Consider the following 25,642-nt stretch of genomic DNA (forward strand, 5'->3'; position numbering starts at 1 on the left):
CGAGGGCAAGCGTCGGGCCACCGAGAAGCGGTTGCATATACCGGATCGGCGAACCGTCGGATTTTCCTATAGAAAGCGGCAAGAAGCGCTATGAACATCCACGAGACGAATGTTTCCATTCACCTGCTGGACCGCGTATCGAACTGGCTGCAGCAGGCCGCCCTCAACGGTGAAAATCTCGAAACGGTGGTGACAGGCTTCTGCGAAAGGCTGGCAGCGGCCGGCTTGCCGCTCAATCGCGTCCACCTGAGCTTCTCGATGCTGCATCCCCTCTACGATGCGCTGGGGTTCACCTGGCTGCGTGGCCAGGGCGTCACCGTCGAGGGTTATCGCGCCGACCCCAACGACGACAAACCCGATCGTTTTCTCCTGAGCCCCTATTACTACCTGCTCAGCAACAATCTCGACCACCTGCGCCGGCAGATCGATCCGACAGCTCCGTCCGAATTCCCGATCTTCGACGAATTGAAGGAAATGGGCGTCACCGACTACATCGCCTTCGTGCAATCCTTCGGCGAAACCTCCGGCCAGGGTATGATCGGCTCCTGGTCCACCGACGCGCACGGCGGCTTTAGCGACAACATCATAGAGGCTCTGTTGCGCATCCAGAACAGCCTGGCCGTGGCAGCCAAGATGGCTGTTCTCGGTAAACTCGCCGACAATATGCTCACCACCTATCTCGGTGAAAATGCCGGCAAGCGCGTGCTGTCGGGCCAGACCCGCCGCGGCGATGGCGAGACCATCCGCGCTGCGCTCGTCATGGCGGACATGCGTCAATCGACGGTGCTTGCGGAGAAGGAAGGCAGGCAGGTCTATATCGACACGCTCAACCAGTTCTTCGATGCAATCGCCACGCCATTCAGCCGCAACGGCGGTGAAATCCTGAGTTTCGTCGGCGACGGCTTTCTCGCCGTCTATCCCTGTGGCCGTCATCGCGAACCATCCCAAGTCGCCGCCTTGGCAGCGATGGCGGCAGTTCGCCAGGCAACGGCGCGTATGACGGAACTCAATGCCGGCCGGCGCCGGCAAGGCCTTGCCGACGTCAAATACGGCATCGGATTGCATGTCGGCAACGTCATGTTCGGCAATGTCGGCCTCAACGACCGCCTGACCTTTTCCGCCTTCGGGGCCGCGGTCAACGAGGTCGAGCGTCTGCAGGGGCTGACGAAAAAATACTCCAGGCCAATCATCGCCAGCCAGTCCTTCGCCACCTATTGCGGCGGTGATTGGGTGACGCTTGGCCACGAGAAGCTGCGCGGCGTGGGTCAGAAGGTCACGGTGCTTCTGCCCGGAGACGAAAACATGAAGCTGGACAATGGCGTGGCCATGCAGGGCCGCTCGTTGGAGACACGCTCGGAGGCAGAGCAGGTCATGCTGCTTTATCGCAACAGCAAGAAGAAAGCGCAGCCGCGCGACCTCCTCTGGAACAAGCTGTTGCAATAGAGGCCAAGGCTATTGGCGCAGCCCGCGTGGCAATAGCCTTGGCGGACATAGAACAGCACGATCCCGTTCGAATGATTGCTATTTTTTTGTTCGCCGCCACAGTTATATCCGTGCACACTTTACCAGCCGAAGGTCATGGACAGGCCAAATTCCGTGCGATAGTCTCCTTATGATGAAGCCGGGCCTCTACCCGGAGGCGAGCCTTGCGTGATCGCGAGCTGCCGTGAAACAAGGACACCTGCTGGCATGAATTCAGGCGCGGACCTGTTGCGGATCGAGGATTTGAGTATCTCGTTCGCGATGCTCGGCGGGCAGATCGACGCCGTGCGCAAGGCGAGCCTGCGCGTGCTGCCGGGCAAGGTAACGGCTCTGGTCGGCGAGTCCGGCTCGGGCAAGTCCGTCATCAGCCAGGCTGTGATGGGCATCCTGCCGAAGACGGCAAGCTGCAGCGGCCGCATCCTCTTTTGCGACCCCGCGACCGGGGAAAGACCGACCGATCTTCTGCAGATGCCGCGTGACGGACGGGAAATCCGCAACCTGCGCGGCAATCGTATCGGCAAGATCTTTCAGGAACCGATGACCTCGCTGTCGCCGCTCCATACGATCGGCAACCAGATCAGCGAATCCCTGAAAATCCACACGGACAAGTCAGGCCGGGAACGGCGCGAGCGCACCGAGGAAATGCTCGGATTGGTCGGCTTTGCCAAACCGTCGCGCGCCTTCGACATGTATCCCTTCGAACTGTCGGGCGGCATGCGTCAGCGCGCGATGATCGCCATGGCGCTGATCTGCAACCCCTCGCTTCTGATCGCCGACGAGCCGACGACTGCACTCGATGTGACCATCCAGGCGCAGATCCTGGAATTACTGCGCGGGCTGCAGACCAAGCTGAACATGGCGATGCTCCTGATCACCCACGATCTCGGTGTCGTTGCCAATGTCGCCGACGAGGTGGTGGTGATCTATCACGGCGAAATCATGGAAGCGGGGCCGGTCGAGACCATCTTCCGCAAGCCCTCGCATCCTTACCTCAAGGGCCTGATGGCCGCCGTGCCGCATTTCGACATGAAGCCGGGGGAACGGCTGAAAGCCCTGCGCGAGGTACCGGTCAATACCAGCAGCCTGCTCGGAAAGCAGAAGCTCGTCGCCCGCGCCGACCCCGTCAAGCCCGACGTTCTGCTGTCGGTACGCGACATCAGCAAGACCTTCAGCACCCGCAAATCGAGCTGGCTGACCAAGGATGCCGCGGTCGCGATCAAGGCAGTCGACGGCGTCAGTTTCGACATCATGCGCGGCGAATGTCTCGGGCTGGTGGGTGAAAGCGGCTGCGGCAAGACGACGGTCAGCAAGATCTTGATGCGCGCCGTAACGCCCGATGCAGGCGCGGTCATGCTCAACAGCAGCGATGGCCCGATCGACGTGCTGAATGCCGAAGGTGCTGGCCTGCAGGCGCTGCGCACCAAGGTGCAGATGGTGTTCCAGGACCCGGTCTCCTCGCTGTCGCCGCGCATGACGGTGCAGAACATCCTGAGCGAGCCGCTCGAAATCCATGGACGCGGCAGCGGCAAGTCGCGCGTAGAGACGGTCAAGGCCTTGCTCAAGGCGATCGGCCTCAACGAGCGTCATCTCAACCGTTATCCGCACAGCTTCTCCGGTGGTCAGCGGCAGCGCATCGGCATCGCCAGGGCGCTGGCGCTCGGGCCGGACCTCTTGATCTGCGACGAGCCCGTCTCGGCGCTCGACGTTTCCGTCCAGGCGCAGATCCTCAACCTTTTGAAGGACCTTCAGAAGGAACTGGGGCTCACCTACCTCTTCATCTCGCACAACCTCGCGGTCGTCGATTACATGGCCGACCGGATCGCCGTGATGTGCGGCGGGCGGATCGTCGAGGTCGCCCCGCGCGAGACGCTGATGCGTGCGCCTGTCCATCCTTATACGAAATCGCTCCTCGCTGCCGTACCCTTCCCCGATCTCGACCGGCCGCTCGATTTTTCGATGCTCAATCCAAGTGGTGCCGCCGACAAGCGCAGCTGGGGCAAACAGTTTTCCGATGAAGGCGATGAGGACGCTTTGTCGACGGCCGATCTCGGCGACGGCCATCTGGTCCTTGCGCGGCGAAACGCCGATGTTAGGGAGTTACGACCGTGATTACCCGCAGAACGACACTTGGACTGCTCGCCTCCGTGCTGGTACCCGGTACCAGCCGCGCCACACCGGAGCCTGATTTTCTCCGACCCTATCTGCGCGCGCAGACACTGCCGGTTCTCAGCGAGAGGATTCCGAAAAATCCGCGCCGCGTCAATCTCGCCGCCATGGGCCGGCAGCCCGGCAAATATGGCGGTACGGCCCGCATGCTGATCGGCAGCCAGAAGGACATCCGGCTGATGACGATCAACGGCTATTCCCGCCTGGTCGGCTACGACGAGAACCTGCAATTCCAACCGGATATCCTTGAAAGCTTCGATGTTCAGGAAGGTCGCATTTTCACGTTCAAGATACGTGACGGCCATCGTTGGTCGAACGGCAGCTACCTGACATCGGAGGACTTCCGCTACACGTGGGAAGATGTGATCCTCGACAAGGATCTGCGCAAGGGCGGCGTTCAGCGCGAGCTTCTCGCCGACGGAAAACCACCCGTGTTCGAGGTTCTCGATGAATTGACCGTCCGCTACACCTGGAGCGCGCCGAACCCGGACTTCCTGCCAGGTCTTGCAGCCGCATCCCCGATCATCCTGCTTCTGCCGTCTGCCTACATGCGGCATTTTCACAAGAAATATCAGGACGAATTCCGTCTGTCGGCGCTGATGAAACAATACCGCGCCAAGAAATGGGCCGATTTGCATATCAAGATGTCACGGCAATACCGCCCTGAAAATCCTGATCTGCCGACGCTCGATCCGTGGGTCAACAGAACTGCGCCGCCGGCAGAGCAATTCGTCTTCGAGCGCAATCCGTTCTTCCACCGGGTCGACGAAAACGGGCTGCAGTTGCCGTATATCGACCGTTTCCTGCTCAATATCAGCTCGTCCGAAATCATCCCGGCCAAAACGGGGGCGGGCGAGAGCGACCTTCAATCAACCGGCGTCGACTTCTCCGACTATGCGTTTTTCAAGGACTCGGAAAAACGCTACCCAGTCAAAGTCAATCTCTGGAAGAGAACGCAGGGCTCGCGCATCGCCCTGTTGCCCAACCTCAATTGCGGTGACACGGTGTGGCGTGATCTGTTCTGGGACGTGCGCGTGCGCCGCGCCCTTTCGCTCGCGATTGACCGGCACGAGATCAACATGGTCAGCTTCTATGGCCTCGGCAAGGAAAGCGCCGACACGATCCTTCCGGAAAGCCCGCTGTTCAAGCCCGAATATGCCTCGGCATGGGCCAGCCATGATCCGGGCCAGGCCAATGCCCTGCTAGACCAGGTTGGCCTTGTCCAGAGGAACAGCGCTGGCATTCGTCTCCTGCCGGATGGGCGCGAGGCGCAGATCGTCATCGAGACCGCTGGTGAAAGCACGCTCGAGACCGATGTTCTGGAACTGATCAAGGATCACTGGATGAAAATCGGCTTCTCGCTTTTCATCAAGACGTCGCAGCGCGACGTTTTCCGAAGCCGCGCGATGGGCGGCGACATCATGATGTCGATGTGGTCGGGCATCGAAAACGGAGTGCCGACGGCGGATATGAACCCGGCGCAGCTTGCTCCGAGCGCCGACGACCAACTGCAGTGGCCAGTCTGGGGCATGCACTATCTCTCCATCGGGCAAAACGGCCATGCGCCGGAATTGCCGGAAGCGGCAGCGCTCGTCGAACTTTTGAAGGAATGGCGCGGGACCGTCGATACCGCCGAAAGGACGCGCATCTGGCACGAAATGCTCGCTATTTACACTCAGAACGTATTTTCGATCGGCATCGTCAACGCCACGCTTCAGCCGGTGCTCCACTCCTCCTATCTGCGCAACATTCCCGAAAAGGGCCTCTACGGCTTCGATCCGACCTGTTATCTCGGGGTCTATATGCCGGATACGTTCTGGTACAGTAGCGAGGTTAGCTGATCATGTTGCGTTATATATTCTGGCGCATTCTGGCGATGATCCCGACACTGCTGATCATCTCCGCGCTGGTCTTTACCATTATCGAACTGCCGCCGGGCGACTATTTCGAAAGCTACATCTCCGAACTGCGTGCCCAGGGCGAAGCCGTGGACATGGCGGAGATCGAAGAGCTGCGCGCGCAATACGGCTTCGATCGTCCGCCGGTACTGCGCTATTTCCATTGGGTCGCCGGCATGCTGCAGGGCGACTACGGCTATTCCTTCGAATACCAGCTTCCCGTCAACGAGGTCGTCGGCGACCGCCTCTGGCTGACCGTGCTGGTCTCCTTCGTCACCATCCTGTTCACCTGGCTGGTCGCCTTCCCGATCGGCATCTATTCCGCCACCCATCAATATAGCTGGGGCGATTACGGGCTGACCTTCCTCGGCCTGATCGGCATCGCCATTCCGAACTTCATGTTCGCTCTGATCCTGATGTATTTTGCCAATATCTGGTTCGGCACCTCCATCGGTCACCTGATGGACCAGAAATACCTCGCCGAGCCGATGAGCTGGGAGAAGATGAAGTCGATACTGGAGCATCTGTGGATCCCGGTGCTGATCGTCGGCACGGCAGGCACCGCCGGCATGATCCGAAGGCTGCGCGCCAACCTGCTCGACGAGCTGCAAAAACAATATGTCGTGACCGCGCACGCCAAGGGCTTGCATCCGTTCCGTGCGCTGGTCAAATATCCGCTGCGCATGGCGCTCAACTTCTTCATCTCGGATATCGGTTCGATCCTGCCGGCGATTATTTCCGGTGCCGAAATCACCGCCATCGTTCTGTCTCTCGAAACAACGGGCCCGATGCTGATAAAAGCGTTGCAAAGTCAGGATATGTATCTTGCCGGCTCGTTCCTGATGTTCCTGGCGTTCCTTACGGTGATCGGCGTGCTGATATCGGATATCGCGCTCGCCTTCCTCGATCCGCGCATCAGACTGCAAGGTGGAAGCACCAAGTGACGATATCCCTTCCCGAATCCGGCGCGCCGCTGGCGCACTACGTATCGACCGCGCCCTTCGACCCGCATTCCGTCGATGTGATGACCGAGGAACAATCGCGCGTCTACCAGGCGTCGCAAACGCGGCTGATGTGGTGGAAATTCAAGAAACATCGCCTGGCGCTTTTCTCGCTCTATTTCCTCGGTTTTCTCTACGCGATCATCACCGTCGTCGAATTCCTGGCGCCCTATAACCTGCACACGCGCAACGTCGATTTCATCCATTCGCCGCCGCAGCGGGTTCATCTCTTCCATGACGGCAATTTCGTCGGACCGTTCGTCTACGGGCGTACCATGACGCTCGACATGGACACGCTGCGCCGCATCTATACGGATGATGTGAACAGGGTCGAACCGATCCGATTCTTCTGCAGCGGCGACAGCTACCGGTTCTGGGGCCTCTTCGTAGCCAACAAGCATCTGCTCTGCCCGGCCAAGGATGGGCAGATGTTCCTGCTCGGAAGCGACCGCCTCGGTCGTGACGTGCTGTCGCGCATTCTCTATGGCGCCCGCATATCGCTGACCATCGGTCTGCTCGGCATCACCATGAGCTTCGTGCTCGGGATCGTCATCGGCGGTCTCGCCGGTTATCACGGCGGCGTCTTCGACCTGATTGTCCAGCGCGTCATCGAGGTGCTGCAGTCCATCCCGAGCATTCCGCTGTGGATGGCGCTCGCCGCGATCATGCCGGTGACCTGGAGCCCGATCCTCATCTATCTCGGCATTACAGCCATTCTTGGCCTGCTCGACTGGACGGGCCTCGCGCGTGCCGTGCGCTCGAAGCTGCTGGCGCTGCGTGAAGAGGATTACGTGCTCGCAGCGCAGCTGATGGGCGCCGGTTCGAGCCGCATCATCGGACGCCACCTCGTGCCCGGCTTCATGTCGCACCTGATCGCAACGGCGACGATGTCGATCCCCGGCATGATCCTCGGCGAGACCGCGCTCAGCTTCCTGGGCTTGGGCCTTCGTCCGCCGATCACGAGCTGGGGCATCCTGTTGACGGAAGCCCGCAGCGTCAGCGTCATTGCTTTTTATCCCTGGCTGTTGTTTCCAACCATTCCGGTCATCCTCGTGATTCTAGCCTTCAATTTCCTGGGCGACGGTCTTCGCGATGCTGCCGATCCCTATAAGTGAAGTGGAATCTGATATGCTGAGGAAGATGGGCAGTGCGAGGGGAGACAAGAGGCTCCGCTCATGACCCGCCGGATCGAAGACGCCCGGATTCTGATGTACAGCCACGACACGTTCGGTCTCGGTCATCTCCGGCGGTGTCGCACCATCGCGCATTCGCTGGTCGAGGATTATCGGGGCGTCAACATCCTGATCATCTCGGGCGCCACCATCGCTGGTGCCTTCGATTATCGGGCCCGCGTCGATTTCGTGAAAATCCCGAGCGTCATCAAGCTGCGCAACGGCGAATATACCTCGATGGACCGGCATATCGACCTGCACGAGACGCTGAAGATGCGCAAGTCGATCATCCGCCACACGGCCGAGACCTTCCAGCCGGATATTTTCATCGTCGACAAGGAGCCGATGGGCCTGCAGGGCGAAGTCGAAGAGACCCTCGCCTATCTGAAAAAGCAGGGGACGACCCTGGTTCTCGGCCTGCGCGAGGTCATGGACGCGCCGCATCTGCTCGATGCGGAGTGGAAAGCCAACGACGTGATGCGCAAGATCGGCCAGTTCTACGACAACATCTGGGTCTATGGTCCGCCGGATTTCTACGATCCGCTCGTCGGTCTCGACGTCCCCCCGCACGTTCGGGTGAAGATGGATTTCGTCGGCTTCCTGCAGAGGAGCGTCTCCCCTGACGTGGAGTCCGAGCACAAGCCGAAGGGCGACTACATCCTGGTAACCACCGGCGGCGGCGGCGACGGGTCGGACCTGATCCATGACGTGATCGACGCCTATCAGGAAGATCCGACGCTCACGCACAAGTTGTTGATCGTGCTCGGCCCCTACATGCCGGCGAAACAGCGGCACAAGCTGATCACAAAATGTGCGAAGATCCCCTCTCTCGAAGTGATCGAATTCGATAACCGGATGGAAGAGCTGATCGCCGGCGCCAAGGCCGTGGTCGCCATGGGCGGCTACAATACCTATTGCGAGATCCTGTCCTTCGACAAACCGGCGCTCATCGTACCGCGCATCATGCCGCGCGAAGAGCAGCTGATCCGCGCCAGCCGCGCGGCCGAGCTCGGGCTGGTCGACATGCTCCTGCCGGAGGAAGCCAGAGACCCCATGCGCTTTGCCGCAGCCCTCAAGGCCCTGCCGGACCGACAGCCGCCGTCGAAAAGCGCTTCCGGCATGACCCTTGAAGGTCTTGCCAATATATCGCAGATCGTCGGAGAATGGCTCGGTCGCCGCGAACACGAGCACCTGACCGTCCTGAAGGGATGACTTCGCCTTGACGCAACGCCGCAAGATCGTCGTGGTGCTGAAGGGGTATCCACGCCTTTCGGAAACCTTCATCGCCCAGGAACTGCTGGGATTGGAAAGGGCCGGTTTCGAACTGGCACTGGTGGCGCTGCGCCGCCCGACGGACAAGAAGCGCCATCCGGTGCACGACGAAATCCGCGCGCCGGTTCACTATCTTCCGGAATATCTGCATCAAGAGCCTTTGCGGGTCGCCCGCGCCTTCGCGCACTGTCTCGCGAAACCCGGTTTCTGGCGCTGCCTTCCGGCGTTCCTGTCCGACCTCTGGCGCGACCGTACACGCAACCGGCTTCGCCGCTTCGGCCAGGCAATGGTTCTTGCTGCCGAATGGCCAAAGGGCGGTGAATGGCTGCACGCCCACTTCATCCACACACCGGCCTCCGTTGCCCGTTACACCAGCACGATCAAGGGGATCGCCTGGACGTGCTCGGCCCATGCCAAGGACATCTGGACGTCACCGGAATGGGAACTGGCTGGCAAGCTCGCCAGCACGCGCTGGACCGTGACCTGCACGCAGACCGGATTTGAGCATTTGCGGCATCTTGCCGGCGGTAAGCCGCATGTGCATCTGAGCTATCACGGCCTGGACCTCAGCCGCTTCGGCGCGTTTGACGGCGTGCGGTCACCCTCTGACGGCTCGCGGCCGGATGCGCCCGTGACGATCATGAGCGTCGGCCGCGCCGTTGAGAAAAAGGGCTTCGACATTGTGCTGCGTGCGCTCAGCCTGCTGCCCAGCGATCTCAACTGGCGGTTTGAACATATTGGCGGTGGCGAACAGCTGAAGCGGCTTCAGGCGCTGGCGGTCGAACTCGGCATTTCGGGCAAGGTCGTCTGGCACGGGTCCCTGTCGCAAACGGAAGTTCTGCAGCACTACCGCAACGCCGACATTTTCGCCCTTGCCTGCCGCATCACGGCAGATGGTGACCGCGACGGATTGCCGAATGTGCTGGTCGAAGCATCGAGCCAGGCTCTGGCCTGTATATCGACGAATATTTCCGGCGTACCGGAATTGCTCGTCGATGGCGAAAACGGCTTGGTCGTACCGCCGGAGGACCCGCAAGCCTTCGCTCATGCCCTGGAAAAGGCCATTCGCGATCCAGCCCAGCGTCAGCGGTTGGGCGAAGCGGCGGAAAGAACCGTGCGCCGGGAATTCGACCACCACACCAGCATCCGCCAGCTGAAAACCCTCTTCGAGACCGAATGGCAGGCAGCGCAATGACCAGCAACCGGACGGCGTCGCCGCGCGTCTTTTTCTATGTCCAGCACCTGCTCGGCATCGGGCATCTGGCACGCGCCAGCCGCATTGCCGGTGCGCTTGCCGCGGATGGCTTCGACGTAACGGTGGTGACAGGCGGCATCCCGGTGACCGGGTTCCCGGGACCGCATGTGCATCACGTCGCCTTGCCGCCAATCACCGCCGGCGACGCGGGCTTTTCCGGGCTTGCCGATAGCAACGGCAATCCGGTCGGCGACGTCTTCAAGGCAAACCGCCGCGATCTTTTGCTGACGGCATTCCGGAACAACCGGCCTGACATCGTCATTGTCGAAGCCTTTCCCTTCGGCCGCCGCCAGGTCCGCTTCGAACTTCTGCCGCTCCTCGACGAAATCGCCACGATGGACGACAAGCCCATGGTTGTGACATCGCTGCGCGATATCCTGCAGGAGCGCTCCAAGCCCGGCCGTGACGAGGAAACAGTCGCGGTGTTGAAACAGCATTTCGACCGGGTCTTCGTTCATGGAGATCCGGCCTTCGCCCGGCTGGAAGATACGTTTCCACTTGCCGCCGAGATCGCAGACAAGGTCGTCTACACCGGGCTCGTCGCAGCACCGCCCCCCGCCGAACCGACGGAGCGTTTCGACATCATCGTATCGGCCGGCGGCGGCGCAGTCGGCAATGCCTTGATCCGCGCGGGCCTCGAAGCAGCAAAGTCGATCGACAAGCCCCTGTCCTGGGCCTTGATCACCGGTCCCAATCTGCTGCAATCCGATTTCGATGCGATCTCGGCGGATGCGCCTGATCATGTCAGCGTTTATCGGTTCCGCCCGGACTTCGCGAGCCTTCTCAAGGGCGCCAAACTGTCTGTGTCACAAGCGGGCTACAATACGGTCTGCGACATTCTGCGCGCCGGCTGCCACCCCTTGCTCATCCCCTTCACCGCCGGTGGCGAAACCGAACAGACGGTCAGGGCGCAACGCCTCGAAAAGCTGGGGCTCGCCCATATGCTGACCGAGGACGCGCTGTCGCCGACGAGCATGACGCAGGCGATCGAATCGGCGCTCACAGCTTCCGGCCGTCCACCGCACACGCTCGATCTCGATGGCGCGCACCGCACCGCGGAAATTCTGCGCGGTCTCCTCTGATCGCCGATCAGACGGTGCCGATCACCATGAAGCGGGTGTATTTCTTCATCGCCAGCGAGCCGGCAAAGGCGACATGGCCGAGCGCCGTTTGCTCGCGGAAGGCGTCCAGCGAAGACACGCAATTGATGTGGGTCGGTTCGCTGAAATAATCGTTCGACTGCAACAGGACCTGCGTGCCGCGCGGCAGTAGAGACAGCCATGCCGGGAGATCGGCGATGTGCTCGCAACTGGTGTTGATCACCAGATCGGCGCCGGAGGTCTCGTAGTCGAACGTGTACATATCCTGCGTGATTGCGCGAAAGCGCTCCCCCGCCTTGACGTTCAGCGTTTCGGCCACCTCCGCGACCTCCGGATCGACATCGACGCTCTCGATCAGCCCAATTTCGAAGCGGCTGTCGTCGAAGAACATCGCCGACAGCACGCCATACCACCCGCCGAGGACGACGATGTGGTTAAATTTTCCGCCAAGGCTTTCAAACAGCCTGTCGCGTGCCCATATCTTGCTTCCAACCTGCTTGTGGTTGAAGGCCGTACCAAGGTCCGCGTCCGGATATTTGGCGACGACTTTCGCAAGACCTTCGACCAGAGAGCTTCCCGTATAAGCGGCCAGACCGCGGATGATATCGAAGGCACTTTCGTGCCAATCTATTGTGTTTGCTTCGTTTGTTCGGGTGGTTTTCATCATGCGCGTGTTGTAGTCTGGACTTTTCTGGAGTGCAAGGAATGCAAGTCAACCTGAAGGATGCCATCTCCGTTTCTGACAGCCTGGAGACGGGAAAGGACATACCGCATCTGGCAGGAATTGGTGCAACCATGCGGCAGGTCTTTGCCGCGCATTTCATGCGCGGCTGCCCGCACGTCCTGGAGATCGGTGGTCATATCCGGCCTGTCACGCCTTACCTCACCCATCATCCGCTGTCCGTGACCTCCGTCGATCCGAAAGCCGAAGCTTACGAAGCTAATGAGCTGAACGGCAGGCAATGCCACGTGCGGCATATTCAGGCCAAGTTCCAGCAGATCGATTATCACTACCAGCCCGGCAGCTACGGCCTGGTCATGCTCGGCTATTCGCTGAAGCCTTTCGGCCGCAAGGACCCGCTTGGCGAGCTGCTGTTCTCGCTGATCGACAATGCCGGGACCGTCGTCATCGAATATGCACCTGAGCTCGAACGTGCTGCATCACAGGTGCCACAGATTGTCAGCCGCCCATCGGTCAAAATCCGGGGGCAGTTCGATCTTCACCTCCACGACCCCGAGATCGCCGGCACGCCCTATGCCGCCCGGCGCTTCTACGTCCTCGACACCCGCTATTCGGTCAGTTGAACCCGCCCATGGAAAAACGTCTCTCCCGATATATCTGGACCCATACGCGCGGTCAGCAGCTCTGGATTCTGCTGGTCGTCGCGGTCTCGATGGTGCCTTATTTCCTGTCGTTCGACCTGCCCAAGCAGATCGTCAACGGACCCATTCAGGGCCAGGGGTTCGATCAGCCGGGCGCCACCCAGACCTTTATGAACATCAGTTTCGACCTGCCTTGGCTCGGCACGGTCGCGCTGTTTGACGGTATCGAACTGACGCGCATGCAGACGCTGTTCGCACTCAGCCTGGTGTTCCTGGGTTTGGTGATCGTCAACGACCTCTTCAAATTCTACATCAACACCTACAAGGGGCGCCTCGGCGAGCGACTGCTGCGGCGCATCCGCTTCGAACTCGTCGACCGCATCCTGCGTTTCCCGCCCAGCCAGTTCAAGCGGATGAAGGGGGCGGAAGTCTCCAGCATGGTGAAGGACGAGGTCGAGCCGCTTGGCGGCTTCACCGGCGACGCGTTCGTCCAGCCGGCGCTGCTCGGCGGGCAGGCGCTGACGGCGCTGTTCTTCATCTTCATGCAAAATGCCTGGCTCGGGTTGATCGCGGCCGTGATGGTCGGCGTCCAGGCGCTGATCATTCCGCGCATGCGCCGGCGCCTGCTGGTGCTTGGCCGCGAACGCCAGATCACCGCACGCGAGCTTGCCGGTCGTGTGAGCGAAATTGTCGACGGTATCGGCACGATCCACGCCTATGACACCTCGAACTACGAGCGCGCCGACATCGCCTCGCGCCTCGGCCGCATCTTCAAGATCCGCTACGACCTCTACCAGTGGAAATTCCTGGTCAAGTTCATCAACAACTTCCTCGCCCAGCTGACGCCGTTCCTGTTTTATTGCATCGGCGGTTACCTAGCGCTGCAGGGCCGCCTCGACATCGGCCAGCTGGTCGCTGTGATCAGCGCCTACAAGGACCTGCCCGGTCCCTTGAAGGACCTGATCGACTGGGATCAGACCCGTCAGGACGTCCAGGTGAAATACGTTCAGGTCGTCGAGCAGTTCAGCGTCGACCGGACGATCGATCCGTCCATTCAGGCAATCGCCATCGAGGATGCCGGTTCAATGAAACACCCGCTGGCGGCGGTCAACCTGTCGCTTGCCGACGATAGCGGCGCCAAGCTTCTGGAGCGCGTGTCCGTGCAGATCCACCCCGGCGAGACAGTGGCGATCGTCGGCGGCGCTGCCGGCGGCGGCGACATGCTGGCCGAGGCCTTCGGTCGCCTGACCTGGCCCGAAACTGGCAAGGTCACGGCAGGCGGCGACGATCTGTTGGAACTGCCGGAATCCATCACCGGACGCGGCATTTCCTATGTCTCGGCGGATGCCTATTTCTTCTACGGCAGCCTGCGCGACAACCTGCTCTACGGCCTCAAGCACGCGCCGCTGAAGGAGGCCGCCTATGAGGGCAGCCGTGCCGCCCATCGCAAATGGGAGATCAACGAAGCCCGGATGGCCGGAAACCCGGACTATGACGTCAACAGCGACTGGATCGACTATCAGGCCGCCGATGCGACCGACCCGAACGATCTTTTCACGCCGGTCCTGTCAGTGCTGGATACCGTTCAACTGTCGAAAGACATTCTCGATCTTGCGCTTCGCAGCACCGTGTCTCCGGACGATCATCCGGGCCTTGCAGAGGGCATCGTCGAGATGCGCCATGCTCTTCGCGATGAACTCGAGGAGGCTGGCTTGAGCAGCCTCGTCGTCTCGTTCGAGCCCGGTGCCTACAACACAGAGGCGACCGTCGGCGAGAACCTGTTGTTCGGCACGGCGACCGGTCCGGCCTTTATCGGCAAGGCGATCGGCAGGAACGCCTATTTCCGCTCCGTGGTCGGGCGCACCGGCCTCGACCGCATCATGTTCGATATGGGGTACAGCATCGCCGAAAACGCGGTGGAACTGTTTGCCGACCTGCCGCCGGATCACCCCTTCTTCCAGCAGCTCACCTTCATGACGGCGGACGACATTCCGGAGTATCAACTGCTGCTGCAGAAACTGAAAGGCAAGGGATTTGAGGCCGCCTCCGAGGATGAGCGGGGTGCGATTATTCGCCTGAGCTTCCGCTATATCGAGCCGCGGCATCGTTTCGGTCTCCTGACCGACGAGCTGATGGCGAAGATCGTCGATGTCCGCCGTCAGTTCCATGACGGCCTGCCTGAGAATATGCGCGGCGATATCGAGCGCTACGACCCGGAACATTATCTGGCGTCCGCAAGCCTCATGGACAACATCCTGTTCGGTCGCATCAGCCACAAGCATTCCGACGGCTCAAAGCGCATTCGTTCCATCGTCAGCTCGCTGTTGAACTCGCTCGGCCTGCTGGAGAACGTGATCGATATCGGCCTGGACTTCAATCTCGGTGCCGGCGGCAAACGCTTGACCGCCGTGCAGCGGCAGAAGCTCAATCTGGCACGTGCGCTGGTGCGCCGTTCGGATTATTATATATTTAACCGTCCGTTACCCGGTCTCGACCACCGCCTGCAGGACGAAATCGTCCGCGACGTACTGAAGCTGGTGCGCCGGGACGGACGCGATCCGGCGGTGATCTGGGTGCTGTCGAATACCGCGCTGTCGAGCCTTTTCGACCGTGTCCTGGTCTTCGACCGGGGCACACTCGTGGAGGACGGGACGCATGCGGCGCTCGTTGAGAATAACGGTATCTTTAAGGAACTTGTGTCATCATAATATCAAAGGCAAAGTCCATGCGTGCCGTGCGACGCAGGCATGGACATCCCTTCAGACAGCAGCACCGGTGAACATCACCGGCGTCTGGTCCCGGAAGGAAGAAAATGGGGAATGGGCACGGAAATGCTTCTGAAGGATGAAGTTCAAATGCTGCGGCGCGTGCCGCTGTTTTCGAATGTCGAGCCGGGAAAGCTGAAGCTTCTCGCCTTCACATCAGACCGTGTCAGCTACGATGCCGGCGAGGCCATCTTCCATCAGGGCGACACCGGCGATGCGGCCTATGTCGTGCTAGCCGGCAAGGCGGATATTCTGGTCGACTCTTCGACAGGCCCGATCAAGATCGCCGAAGTCGAGACCAATTCCATCGTCGGCGAGATCGCCATCCTCTGTGATGTCTCGCGAACCGCCACGGTGCAGACGACAACAGCGGTGGAAGCCCTGCGCATTCGCAAGGAACACTTCCTCAAGCTCCTGACCGATTTCCCCGAAATCACCATCGAGATCATGCGCGTGCTGGCCGACCGGCTGAGCCACACCACGAGCGAATTGTCCGAGGCGAGAAGCCGCGCGCGCAAGGCTGAGTAAGCGGTACTGGAGCGTCCAACCTCACCTGGTCCCCAGCCTTTCCAGTGGCGCATTCGCCGTTGGGTGCCTCAAACCGATGACCCCGGTCATGCGGTCGATACGGAAATTGCCTGACGGCAGACCGGACGCGCATTTCTCGAACATCCGGAAGATGAGGGCAAAACGGGCCTGCGCCGCGCTCGCGTCGGTCCAATCACCCTGCGCATAGAGGCTGCCAACCGCCCGATAAAGCGCCATCCGCTCCTGCGTGATCCAGCCGAAGGCGAGATCGCTGCCCATGCGCAGCCGATACCAGTCGGCCAGAAAGTCCATCGCGGAAATCTCGCGCAGCACGTCAGGTGTTGCGCCGGCGGCTTTCAGGCGGACCGAGAGGCGCCCTTGCAGCATTTTGTCATCACCGGCAGCCGCAATTGCGCCAACGGTGTCATCCGTCGCCACCGGCTTGTCCATCAGAGCCAGCGCCGCCAGATCGGCAAGGTCGAGGCTGCGGACCAGCGCTGCAATGTCCATCGGCCATTCGCGCTTGAGAAAACGTCGCCCGACCAGGTGGCCGAGATGCTCGAACAGGAAGCCACCGTAGTCGCTGACATCGAGCATGCCGCCGGCATCGAGCCCGGACGGCACGGTCTCCCGGTCGTAGGTCCGCCGCAGTTCCGGGTTCAACGGCATGGCCTCGATGCCGACGGTCTCGACATCGAGATGGTGTTCACCGATGGTGACCACCTTGTACGCGCCGGGAAAGGCAACCAGCGACGGCATCGCCACATTGATCAGGAACCGGCCGCCGCTGCGGTACCTTGCCGTGTCGTTGACATGCAGATGCCCGCTGAAATGCACATCGATGCCCGCCTCGATCAGTGCTTCGGCAACGGCCTCCACCGGAATGCGCTCAGACATCCCCGTTCTGCCAAGCAAGGAAACTTCGTCGTCCAAGGTCCCATCGAGAGGATCGAGCACGGGATAGTGGGAGAAGGCGAGCAGAGTCTTGCCCAACCGACGCGCGCGCGTCGAAACATCTTTCATCCAGCCGAAGATAAACTGCTTGTGCGTCAGCATGGCATTCCAGCCGGCGCTCGTGCTGTCGGCAAGATCCCCTGTCTCGCCCGGCACGACGCCATCGACCGGAACGAAGACATTGGCATCGATCATCAACAGCCAGACGCCGGGAAACGGCTCGATGAGATAGGACACGTCCATCAATGACCGCGTGATTTTCCCATCCGGCGAGTGCACGTCGTAAAGCCGCGCTGCCGGATCGCCATCGGTGCCGAACGGCGTTTCCCAGTGAAGATCGCCGGGTCGCGGAAAAAACCCGACATCCGCCACGGCGGCGAGCCCGTCCGGATAACCCTGGCAATACATACGTTCGCTGGTGATGATCGACCGCGCACCGCGATCGCGCACCTGCGGATCGCTGCTGACAACACTGTAGCTGCCATCCTCGTTCATGAACCGCTTGGCGCGGTGCCGGCCGGCAGCACCGAAGAGGTCGTGATTGCCGACGGTGGCGTAGAACCGCATGCCGTATCGCGCCGCGTAGCCGTCTAGCACCCGTTTCACGCCCTTGACGGTTTCCACCTGCCCGTCATCGGAATAATCACCGAGCAAAATGACATGTCGAATGCCGCTTCGCGCGATTTCATCAAGCGCGTGGTGAAGCGCAAAGTAGCTCTCGTTGAAGACCCGTGTCGACCGGGCGGTATCGGCGAGCAGCCTGAAGGTCAAGCGGCGGCCGCCCTGCACGATTCCGGGAAAGCCATAATCGGCATAAGGATCATGAAAATGCGCATCGGCAATGACGGCGATGCGCGGGTGCTCAGAGGGCGGCATAATGTCAGAGTTTCCGTCGGCAGGTTCAAACCGGATTCGTTTGCTTTCGTCTCTGCCACATATGGAAAGAAAAAGCGAATTGGTGTCTCGCTTAACCCCGGCAGTTTGGCTAACATGACTGAAATTAGGCTTGGTTAATCAAGCCTGCCATAAAAAGACGACCTTAAGAATTAAGTGGGACAGTTGCAGACGGACAGCCGATAAGGCTAGCCGTGACTGAGGCGAGAGAGTGAACGAAAACGTGTTTCGGGTGCGGTTATGGGGAGTGCGCGGCAGTCTCCCGGTTTCGGGGGCCGAATTTCAACACTATGGCGGCAACACCATCTGCATCGAGATGCAATGCGGACCGCATAGATTGTTGTTCGATGCCGGCTCCGGGCTGATGCCGGCGGGCCAGGCGCTCAAGGCCGCCGGCGTCTCCGATTTCAATCTGTTCTTCACCCACTGTCACTACGATCATATCATCGGCCTGCCCTATCTGCCGGCGCTGTTCGACCCGCATGCTTCGGTGACGCTGTGGTCGGGACATCTCGCCGGGCGCATGTCCACGCGCCAGATGATCGGCGAATTCATGCGGCCGCCGTGGTTTCCGGTCGAACCGGACATCTGCCGCGCCGCCATCAATTGCCGCGATTTCCGCTCCGGCGACGTGCTGGTTCCCTATGAGGACGTGGCGATCAAGACCGGCAGCCTCAACCACCCGGGCGGCGCGATCGGCTACCGGGTGGAATGGGGAGGCCGCGCGGTGGCACTCGTCACGGACACAGAGCATCGGCCGGGAACGCTCGATCCGGTTGTGCTCGATCTCATCGATGGCGCCGATCTATTCCTCTACGACTGCATGTACACCGACGACGAGATGCCTCGCCATGTCGGCTACGGCCATTCCTCGTGGCAGCAGGCCATCCGCCTCGCCAAGGCCGCCCGCGCCAAGCGGGTGGCATTCATCCACCACTCACCGCTGCGCACCGACAGCGAGCTCGACGCCATCCAGCGGCTCGCCACGCAGGAATTCAAAGGCGCCTTCATGGCGCGTGACGGCCAGGCGATCGACCTCTGAACAACTCGGGCTCACTGGCTGACAGCCCCGTTTATTGATCGCGCAGAATATCCCTGACCCGGCACCAGCGGCAGGCAGGGTGGCGCGCGGTGACGTCGAACAGCGCGTTCATGAAGTCCCAGACGACGTCGTCATGAACCAGATGATGGGTCAAAAGCCCCAGTGACCCACCGTGATCGAACATATGCCTGAGACGCGCGACGATCTCCCCGGCAAGCGCCATCCGATCGCGTCCGCCGCGCGTGCCGTGCCAGTCCATGACGTCTACATGCGTATTCACCACCGGCAAGGCAGACGGCTTTTCCAGGCCGTAGACCGACAGTGCTTCAAAGCCGAGGCCAGCGAGACACGGCACGAGCCCCGCATCGATCCGGTTCCACGGCGGCACGAGCACGGGAACGAAACGGTTCGGGTGCAGGCCGGCGAGATGGCTGAAGCCCCGTTGCAACTCGCCGAGCACGTCGGAAGCCGGCCGATGGCGGCCGAGCTCCTGCTTCTTTTCGTCCGCGCCCGCATAGTTCACGTGCGACCAGCCATGGACGGCAACGGTGCATGACGGCTCGCGTTCCAGCCACTGGGCGAGCGCCTCGCCGGTATGGACGGGAATGACGGCAAGCGTCAGCGGTACGGAAAATGCGCCGGTGATCTCAAGCAACCGCTCCAGCGGCGCGCTCGGCTCAACCGCATCGTCATCGCGAAGCCAGAAGCGCGCGACCTTGCCGGCCTGCTGCCACCGGTCCAGTTCCTCGGTGATGACCCTGTCAAAATCGTCCATGTTATTCCGTTCGCTTGAGATGCAGATCGAGGATCGCGCCCAACTGCCCGGCGGCCCGATCGAGCGAACGCTCCTCGCCGGCGAAAATCCGTGCGGCGCGAGCAAAGGCCTGCCGCTCCGCGTTCTGCGTCAACATCCGTTCGATCGCTTTCGCATAAGCATCGATATCACTGGGCGGTGTCAGCAGGCCGGTGCGGCTGTCAACCACCACTTCCGGCACGCCGGCGATCGCCTGCGCCACGACCGGCAGGCCCGCTGCCTGCGCTTCGAGATAAGCGAGACCATAGGCCTCGCCGCAGCCGGGCCAGACATAGAGCGCGCTCTTCGACAGGAGATCGGCGATCTCGCCAGCCGTTTTCTGTCCGTGCCAGATGATGCGTCCTTCGTCGAAGCCGGCAAAAAGCGCTCTCACTTCGCCCGCACGTGGACCATCACCGACAACGGACAGTTGCCAGGGCAGATGAGCCAGTCGTATCAGAGCATCCGCCAGCATGACAAAGCTCTGCATCTTGTCGCCGGACCGCATCATCGCCACGGTGATCAGCTGTCCGGGCTGAGGCGCAGGTTGCTTGTCAAGCAACAGGCCCGAATCGATGAAGGGCGGCAACAGGGAGAGCCGAGCATCCGGAGCCACCGCAGCGAGCCCATCTCGGTCGCGTCTCGTCAGGCAAATGTTTACGGAAGCGAGTTTCACCGCCTCCAGCACATTCGCTTGCATTTCCGCCCACAGTCCGGTGTTGCGTCGCGCGGAATAGGACGCTTCCGCCGTGACATAGGCCAAACCGAAATCGCGGGCGAGCGCCGGCCCCATCAGATCGGGCGCTTTGTAGTAGGGGTGGTAACAGAACCAGGCGTCCGGCCGGGCGGTTTCTCGCCAGCGCGCCGAAAGCCGCCCCCTCTCCGCTTCCGCCGCGGCTGCCAAAGCCCCGACAGCCACGCTCGATGCCTCGGGCATGAAGGCCCGCAGTTCCGAAGCGATCTCCACTTGATGCCCCGCACGCTCCAGCGCCGCCATCAGAAGACGCGCCATCAGCCGGTCGCCGGAGGGAACGGCATGGTTGGGAGATTTCAGCGGACAATAGAAAGCAATCTTCATCAGAATGCGGTTTAGAACATCGCACCGGCGATGGGAACGGCTCCAGGATTAGATTCACCCCGAAACGCTCAGCCCAACGCCAATTCCGTTTCCGCGTCGAAAAGATGCAGCATGTCCTCGTCGAAGGCAAAAGCCTGCTTCGTGCCTACCCCAAGCTTCGTGCGTGGCGGCAGGCAGGCCGTCACCCTTTGCCCACTCGCCCGTCCGGTCACGACCAGCTCCGGCCCCGTCAACTCGACAACCTCGATTTCAACCTCAAGCGACGGTTGTTCCGCGCTATCCCCTGCCAGCCGCAGCGCTTCCGGGCGAACCCCGATCTTGACGCGACGCCCCACGGAGACAGCTTTGAAGCGGGCGGGCAGCGCAATGGCCTGTCCCGATCCGTCCAGCCGCACCCCCTCGCCCATCACGACGCCGTCCAGCACGTTCATGGGAGGCGAGCCGACGAAACCGGCGACGTAGAGCGTAGCGGGATGGTCATAAACATCCTCCGGCGTACCCAGCTGCTCGATCCGGCCGTTGCGCATCACCGCGATGCGGGTTGCCAGCGTCATCGCCTCGATCTGGTCGTGGGTGACATAGACGATCGTCGTTCCCAACATCTGATGCAGCCGCTTCAGCTCGGTGCGCATCTCCATGCGCAGCTTGGCGTCGAGGTTGGACAGCGGCTCGTCGAAAAGGAAGACCTGCGGCTTGCGGACCAGCGCCCGGCCGATCGCGACCCGCTGGCGCTGACCGCCGGAAAGCTGGCCGGGCTTGCGATCAAGCAGGTTCTCGATCTGCAGCAGCGTCGCAGTTTCCAGAACGGCCTTTTCACGCTCGACAACCGGTACCTTGCGCATCTCGAGGCCGAAACCGATGTTGCGGCGAACGGAAAGGTTCGGATAGAGCGCGTAGGACTGGAAAACCATCGCGATGTCGCGATCCTTGGGATGCACGCCCAAAACAGAGTGCCCGCCGATCCTGACATCGCCGCCCGACGCTTCGGCAAGACCGGCAATGATGTTCAGCAAGGTCGACTTGCCGCAGCCGGATGACCCGAGCAAAACCAGGAACTCACCACTGTCGAGCGAAATGTCGATGCCCTTCAGCGTTTCGATCGCCCCATAGGTCTTGCGGATATTCTCGATCTCGAGCGCGCTCATGATGCGGCCTCTCCGGTCGTGGCCGGCAACGGGCCACCATAGCTGCGGGGGAGTGTGGAAATGGCGCGCGAGGCGACGCGGGTGCCGGCCATCAGGCAATCGGCCAGCGGCAGGCCATCCGCCAGCGCGGCGAGGAAAGCCGCATTGAAGACGTCGCCGGCACCGATCGTGTCGACGACCTTGACGCTGGGGGCCGCGACGGAAACGAATGTACCATCGGCATCGATGGCAATCGCGCCCGCAGGACCGCGCTTGACGACGACGATCGCCCCCTTAGGCATATGGCGCTTGATTTCGCGGGCTGCCTCGACCGGGTCGGAGAGGTCGGCAAGCGTGGTCGCTTCCACTTCGTTCAGGAGAGCGCAGCCACAGCGGGAAACCCAGTCGCGCGTCGCTTGCCGGTTCGCCTCTGTCCAGCCGTCGAGCGGCCAGCCGGTATCGAGCGCCAGCGTGATGTCATGGCTGTCGGCCCAGTCGAACAGAGCAGGATAGTCACGTGCCAGATCGTCGGTCAGGAACGAGCCGCAAAGCAGCGCATAGCCGCCCGAAAGCCGGGAACCGTCGAGAGCGGCCAGCACGTCTGCGAGGGAGAAACGCGGCAGATGCCCGCGTGTGGTGAAGAAGGTACGCTCGCCATCGGGATGGGTGATACCAACGGAAAGCGTCGTTCCCTCCGCCCGGATCGGCCATTTTGCAGCCCGGTGGCCGAAGGATTCGCGCAGCCAGCGGCCGAACTCGTCGGTGCCGGTATTGGCGGCGATATCGAAATCGACGCCAAGCGCTTCCAAGGCAAGCGCTGCGTTGCCGGCCGCCCCGCCGACGCGCAACTCGTCATGATCGACGATGATCTCGGTCCCCGGCTTCGGCCAAGGCTCCGCGGGCCCCAGGATCAGGTCGACATTGACGTTTCCGATCACGGCAAGCGGGCGCATGTCATTCGCTCCGGGTGATCTTGGTGGAGCGCATGGGCGTGCCGGCATTTTCCACACGCGCATCGGCAAAGGCGATCATGAACCGTTGCGCAACAGGCAGCATGGCAAAGACCGCCGCAAGCCCAGTCGCCGATGCAAAGCTCAGCGTCGTCGCGCCCTCGACCGGCGGCTTGCCGGAGCAATCGAAGACCACGACCGGCGCACCGGTTTCGACGACGGAAACCGCCATGGCGGTCACGAGATCAGCTGTCGCGTCATCCCCCCGGAACAGCACGACGCCAACCTTCGAACCCAGCATCTCCATCGGGCCATGCCGAAGCTGCCCGCCCTCCAGCGAGAAGCAGGGATAGCGGGAGAGTTCGGTCAGGCCGAGCGCCAAGGCCTCGGCCAGTCCCTGCAGACGGCGACCGGACGTCACAACAGTTGCGACATTGTCGAAAGCAGAAAGTGCGGGTTCGATATCGATGTCAGCTGGCACGTTAAGCGCCGAAAGCGCACGCGCGGGGTTCTCGCCGAGAGCCGAGAGAATTGCGAGATGCAAGGCGAAGCTCACCGTCAGACTGCGCGTCGCGGCAAAGGCCAGCTCGGTGCCGCCGACGCCGATCAAAGACGGAGCCGACCGTGCAAGAAAAGATGTACCTTCCAGGGTCAGTCCGAATGTATCCTCCGTGCCGCCCGTCTGCGTAAACCAGCGCAGCACCTCGGCGCTCTCGCCGGATTGCGATGTAATCAGCATGGTGCGCCCTTCGATCGGCAGCGGCATGCCGAGCTGTTCGGACAGGGTGACCGCAATCGCCTCGATGCCGTGGCCGCGATACAGCGGCTCGACGGTACGGTTGACGGCGTGCGAGCCGCCCATGCCGAGCAGCAGCAAACGGCCAGTCTTCGTGATCGAGGTTGCAACGGTTTTCGCCTGTTCGGCATTGTCCTCGAAGGCGGCGATGGCATCGGCATTCTGCCGCGCCATCTCGCGATCGATAGCCTGGAGCCCTGCCGGGCGATTGTCTATAGAAGTCATGATCATCCCTTGACGCCACCGCTGGTGAGCCCGGAGATCAAGGCTCGTTGCATGACAAGGCCGATCGCCACGGGCGGCAGGGCGGCAAGCACGCCCGCGGTTGCGATCAGCCCATAATCGGAAACACGGCCACCGGCGAGATCGGCGATGGCGACAGTGAGCGTCTTGGCGCGCAGGTCGGAGGTGAACAGCAGCGCGTAGAAGAATTCGTCCCAGGCAAGCAGGAAGGCAAACAGCGCCGAGGTGGCCATCACCGGTGCGGCAAGCGGCAGGGTGATGATACGCAGCGTCGCAAACAGCCCCGCGCCATCCATCATCGCCGCCGCCTCGATCTCCCTCGGGATCGCATCGAAGCCGGACTTCATCAGCCAGGTGGTGAAGGGCGCAAGGATGGTGAGATAGACCAGCGCCAGCCCGAAGACGTTGTTGAGCAGGCCAAGATGCGACAGCCCGAAATAGAGCGGCACCGCCAGCGCCACTGGCGGCAGCATGTAGGTGGCAATCACCATATAGAGCGACCAGCCGATGGCCGGCGTGCGCGACACGGCCCAGGCGGCCGGAATGGCGAGCGCCAGCGCCGCAATCGTCGCCATGCCGGCAACGACGATGCTGTTGACGAGTGAGGCGACGAAAGCCGCACCGGCGCTGTTCTCGATGCTGGAGAGCAATATGCCGTAACGTGAGAAATCGATCGCCTGCGGCCACCAGCGCAGCGGCTTCACGGTGAGATCGGCGGCCGGCGATATGCTCATGACGAAGAGCCAGACCAGCGGCGCGAGGATGACGGCGGCAAGCAGCAGCGCGAAGGCGTGGATGAAGAGGGAAAACAGGACACTCTTGCGCTCCATCAGGCGTTGCTCCCCGCGGTCTTGCGCACAAGAGCAGCATAGGCGGCGGCGAGCACCGCCACCAGCAAGGTGACGATCAGAGCAAGCGAGGCGCCGGATCCGGCCCGCTGGAAGGAGAATGCCTCCTGGTAGACGAGGATCGACAATGTCCGCGTGCTGTTCGCCGGTCCGCCGCGGGTCATCACCCAGACGATGTCGAACACCTTGAACGCCTCGATGGTGCGAAGCACCAGCGCCACCATCAGCGGACCGGCCAGATAGGGCAGGATGACAAAGCGGAAGCGGGCAAAGGGACCTGCACCATCGACCAGCGAGGCGGCGGTGATATCGCGCGGCACGGCCTGCAGCGCGGCAAGCGCAATCAATGCCACCAGCGGAAAATTCTTCCAGCAATCAGCAACAATCAGCGAGGCGAGCGCCGTTCCGGGTTCGCCGAGCCAGGAGCGGTAGGCATCGAGCAAACCGATCTGCGTTAGCGCCGCGTTCAGCGCGCCATATTCCGGATTGTAAATCAGCCGCCACAATGTCGCGTTGACGACCGTTGGCAAGGCCCAGGGCAGGATCATCAGCCCGCGCAGCACAGTACGGCCATAGAATTGCTGATTGAGGAGAAGGGCAGCAAGCACACCGAGAACCATCTCGGCAAAGACTGAAATGATCGCGAATTCCGTCGTGATGATCAGGGTGCGTCGGAAATTGGAGCTCGAAATCGTCTTCACGTAATTGTCGATGCCGACAAAATTTCCGGCGGTCCCGACGAGCTTGGCATCGGTGAAGGAGAGCCCGACCGTATCGGCAAGCGGCCAGCCGATGACGGCAACCATGACGGCGAGCAGCGGCAGCATCAGAAACCATGCACGTGTGGTCATCGAGGTCCCGGACATGGGGCTGCTCTTCCTGAAAATCATCGGATGCAAGGGGCCGGGCGGCAGGGAGGGTGCCGCCCGGAGATGGTGAACGCGAGCGAAGGGGCGGC

The 25,642-nt window shown here is 61.6% G+C and carries 21 protein-coding genes; 12 read left to right on the plus strand and 9 right to left on the minus strand.

The genetic code is table 11. The features are described 5' to 3' along the window. Nucleotides 1-90: 90 nt before the first annotated feature. From WI754_RS21110 to WI754_RS21145, 8 genes are all read left to right on the plus strand, one after another. On the plus strand, nucleotides 91-1,443 hold the full coding sequence (locus WI754_RS21110) for an adenylate/guanylate cyclase domain-containing protein (protein ID WP_349435430.1): 1,353 nt from the start codon (nucleotides 91-93) through the stop codon (nucleotides 1,441-1,443). A gap of 246 nt (nucleotides 1,444-1,689) precedes the next feature. Then, nucleotides 1,690-3,591, plus strand: coding sequence for an ABC transporter ATP-binding protein (locus WI754_RS21115; protein ID WP_349435431.1), 1,902 nt, complete (start codon nucleotides 1,690-1,692; stop codon nucleotides 3,589-3,591). Then, nucleotides 3,588-5,489, plus strand: coding sequence for an ABC transporter substrate-binding protein (locus WI754_RS21120; protein ID WP_349435432.1), 1,902 nt, complete (start codon nucleotides 3,588-3,590; stop codon nucleotides 5,487-5,489). Before WI754_RS21115 ends, WI754_RS21120 begins: the two co-directional genes overlap by 4 nt. 2 nt (nucleotides 5,490-5,491) lie before the next feature. After that, nucleotides 5,492-6,490: an ABC transporter permease gene (locus WI754_RS21125; RefSeq protein WP_349435433.1), complete on the plus strand. Its 999-nt coding sequence runs from the start codon at nucleotides 5,492-5,494 to the stop codon at nucleotides 6,488-6,490. Then, nucleotides 6,487-7,662 carry an ABC transporter permease gene (locus WI754_RS21130; RefSeq protein WP_349435434.1) on the plus strand — a complete coding sequence of 392 codons (1,176 nt, stop codon included), beginning with the start codon at nucleotides 6,487-6,489 and terminating at the stop codon, nucleotides 7,660-7,662. Before WI754_RS21125 ends, WI754_RS21130 begins: the two co-directional genes overlap by 4 nt. Nucleotides 7,663-7,722: 60 nt before the next feature. Further along, nucleotides 7,723-8,931 carry a glycosyltransferase family protein gene (locus WI754_RS21135; RefSeq protein WP_349435435.1) on the plus strand — a complete coding sequence of 403 codons (1,209 nt, stop codon included), beginning with the start codon at nucleotides 7,723-7,725 and terminating at the stop codon, nucleotides 8,929-8,931. Between the two features lie 7 nt (nucleotides 8,932-8,938). Continuing rightward, nucleotides 8,939-10,186: a glycosyltransferase gene (locus WI754_RS21140; RefSeq protein WP_349435436.1), complete on the plus strand. Its 1,248-nt coding sequence runs from the start codon at nucleotides 8,939-8,941 to the stop codon at nucleotides 10,184-10,186. Next, entirely contained in the window at nucleotides 10,168-11,328 is a 1,161-nt protein-coding gene (locus WI754_RS21145; RefSeq protein WP_349435437.1) for a glycosyltransferase, read from the plus strand. Before WI754_RS21140 ends, WI754_RS21145 begins: the two co-directional genes overlap by 19 nt. Before the next feature lie 7 nt (nucleotides 11,329-11,335). Here WI754_RS21145 and WI754_RS21150 read toward each other — a convergent pair whose 3' ends face one another. Further along, the gene (locus WI754_RS21150; RefSeq protein WP_349435438.1) at nucleotides 11,336-12,013 is read right to left on the minus strand and encodes a class I SAM-dependent methyltransferase; all 678 of its coding nucleotides are present in this window, start codon (nucleotides 12,011-12,013) and stop codon (nucleotides 11,336-11,338) included. Nucleotides 12,014-12,051: 38 nt separating this feature from the next. On the opposite strand from WI754_RS21150, the gene WI754_RS21155 reads away from it, so the two are divergent. The 3 genes from WI754_RS21155 (at nucleotide 12,052) to WI754_RS21165 (ending at nucleotide 15,962) form a co-directional block, all read left to right on the plus strand. Continuing rightward, nucleotides 12,052-12,651, plus strand: coding sequence for a hypothetical protein (locus WI754_RS21155; RefSeq protein WP_349435439.1), 600 nt, complete (start codon nucleotides 12,052-12,054; stop codon nucleotides 12,649-12,651). Nucleotides 12,652-12,659: 8 nt separating this feature from the next. After that, a complete protein-coding gene (locus WI754_RS21160; protein ID WP_349435440.1) occupies nucleotides 12,660-15,377 on the plus strand; it encodes an ABC transporter ATP-binding protein in 2,718 nt (905 codons plus the stop codon). A gap of 123 nt (nucleotides 15,378-15,500) precedes the next feature. Then, nucleotides 15,501-15,962, plus strand: a complete 462-nt coding sequence (locus tag WI754_RS21165; RefSeq protein WP_026203499.1) for a Crp/Fnr family transcriptional regulator — start codon at nucleotides 15,501-15,503, stop codon at nucleotides 15,960-15,962. Between the two features lie 21 nt (nucleotides 15,963-15,983). Here the strand turns inward: WI754_RS21165 and WI754_RS21170 are convergent, their stop codons facing one another. Next, nucleotides 15,984-17,792, minus strand: coding sequence for a metallophosphoesterase (locus WI754_RS21170; protein WP_349435441.1), 1,809 nt, complete (start codon nucleotides 17,790-17,792; stop codon nucleotides 15,984-15,986). 229 nt (nucleotides 17,793-18,021) lie between these two features. On the opposite strand from WI754_RS21170, the gene WI754_RS21175 reads away from it, so the two are divergent. Further along, nucleotides 18,022-18,852, plus strand: coding sequence for an MBL fold metallo-hydrolase (locus WI754_RS21175; RefSeq protein WP_349435442.1), 831 nt, complete (start codon nucleotides 18,022-18,024; stop codon nucleotides 18,850-18,852). Nucleotides 18,853-18,883: 31 nt separating this feature from the next. Here WI754_RS21175 and WI754_RS21180 read toward each other — a convergent pair whose 3' ends face one another. The 7 genes from WI754_RS21180 to WI754_RS21210 form a co-directional block, all read right to left on the minus strand. Then, nucleotides 18,884-19,627, minus strand: a complete 744-nt coding sequence (locus tag WI754_RS21180; protein WP_349435443.1) for a polysaccharide deacetylase family protein — start codon at nucleotides 19,625-19,627, stop codon at nucleotides 18,884-18,886. 1 nt (nucleotide 19,628) lies between these two features. Then, on the minus strand, nucleotides 19,629-20,723 hold the full coding sequence (locus WI754_RS21185) for a glycosyltransferase family 4 protein (RefSeq protein WP_349435444.1): 1,095 nt from the start codon (nucleotides 20,721-20,723) through the stop codon (nucleotides 19,629-19,631). A gap of 68 nt (nucleotides 20,724-20,791) precedes the next feature. Then, nucleotides 20,792-21,868 (minus strand): sn-glycerol-3-phosphate ABC transporter ATP-binding protein UgpC, encoded by a 1,077-nt coding sequence (ugpC, locus tag WI754_RS21190; protein ID WP_349435445.1) that lies wholly within the window; start codon nucleotides 21,866-21,868, stop codon nucleotides 20,792-20,794. Beyond that, nucleotides 21,865-22,800 (minus strand): PfkB family carbohydrate kinase, encoded by a 936-nt coding sequence (locus tag WI754_RS21195; protein WP_349435446.1) that lies wholly within the window; start codon nucleotides 22,798-22,800, stop codon nucleotides 21,865-21,867. Before WI754_RS21195 ends, ugpC begins: the two co-directional genes overlap by 4 nt. A gap of 1 nt (nucleotide 22,801) precedes the next feature. Next, nucleotides 22,802-23,824: an SIS domain-containing protein gene (locus tag WI754_RS21200; protein WP_349435447.1), complete on the minus strand. Its 1,023-nt coding sequence runs from the start codon at nucleotides 23,822-23,824 to the stop codon at nucleotides 22,802-22,804. After that, complete coding sequence (locus WI754_RS21205; RefSeq protein ID WP_349435448.1) at nucleotides 23,821-24,666, minus strand: carbohydrate ABC transporter permease; 846 nt, start codon at nucleotides 24,664-24,666, stop codon at nucleotides 23,821-23,823. Before WI754_RS21205 ends, WI754_RS21200 begins: the two co-directional genes overlap by 4 nt. Next, the gene (locus tag WI754_RS21210) at nucleotides 24,666-25,550 is read right to left on the minus strand and encodes a sugar ABC transporter permease (protein WP_349435449.1); all 885 of its coding nucleotides are present in this window, start codon (nucleotides 25,548-25,550) and stop codon (nucleotides 24,666-24,668) included. The genes WI754_RS21205 and WI754_RS21210 overlap by 1 nt, the downstream gene beginning before the upstream one ends. Nucleotides 25,551-25,642 lie beyond the last annotated feature (92 nt).

The organism is Pararhizobium sp. A13 (assembly GCF_040126305.1).
Classification (GTDB): Bacteria; Pseudomonadota; Alphaproteobacteria; order Rhizobiales; family Rhizobiaceae; genus Pararhizobium.